Origin of the sequence: Pseudomonas sp. 51_B (assembly GCF_017491595.1) — a bacterium.
Lineage (GTDB): Bacteria > Pseudomonadota > Gammaproteobacteria > Pseudomonadales > Pseudomonadaceae > Aquipseudomonas > Aquipseudomonas promysalinigenes.
Genome location: NZ_JAFGYW010000335.1, coordinates 1 through 463, shown reverse-complemented (window position 1 = coordinate 463; position 463 = coordinate 1). Strand labels below are relative to the sequence as shown.

At 56.2% G+C, this 463-nt stretch carries 1 pseudogene; it reads left to right on the top strand.

Annotated features, from left to right (window positions below):
* Positions 1-428: pseudogene (locus J5M56_RS25105) on the top strand (phosphoethanolamine transferase domain-containing protein); the annotation flags it as partial.
* Positions 429-463: the final 35 nt, after the last annotated feature.

Below are 463 nucleotides of genomic sequence, written 5' to 3'. Positions count from 1 at the left end.
TCACGGAAGTGCGTGATCTGCTCTCATTGAAGTTGTTTGCTTATATTCTCTTGCTGGGTGTCCTGCCGTGTTTGTTGTTGTGGAAAGTTCCGGTCAGTTATCGGCGCTGGCATCGCGAGTTGTTCAGCAAAGTTATTGTCAGTGTTGCCTCGGCAGCGGTGATCGGTGTTGTCGCATTGGCCAACTATCAAGGCTTGTCGTCGCTGTTTCGCAATCACCACGAAATTCGCCTGATGCTGGTGCCGAGCAATTACATCGGCGCATCCAGTGGTTATCTGCAAGAGCAAGTGGTCTCGGCGCAGCAGCCGTTCATCAAGATCGGCGAAGATGCCCAGCGCAATCCCCACCGGCAGCTACAGCCACGCAAATCCCGCACGGTGCTGGTGGTGGGGGAGAGTGCGCGGGCGCAGAACTTCGGCATTCTCGGCTAGGACCGCGACACCACGCCGCAACTGGACAAAGA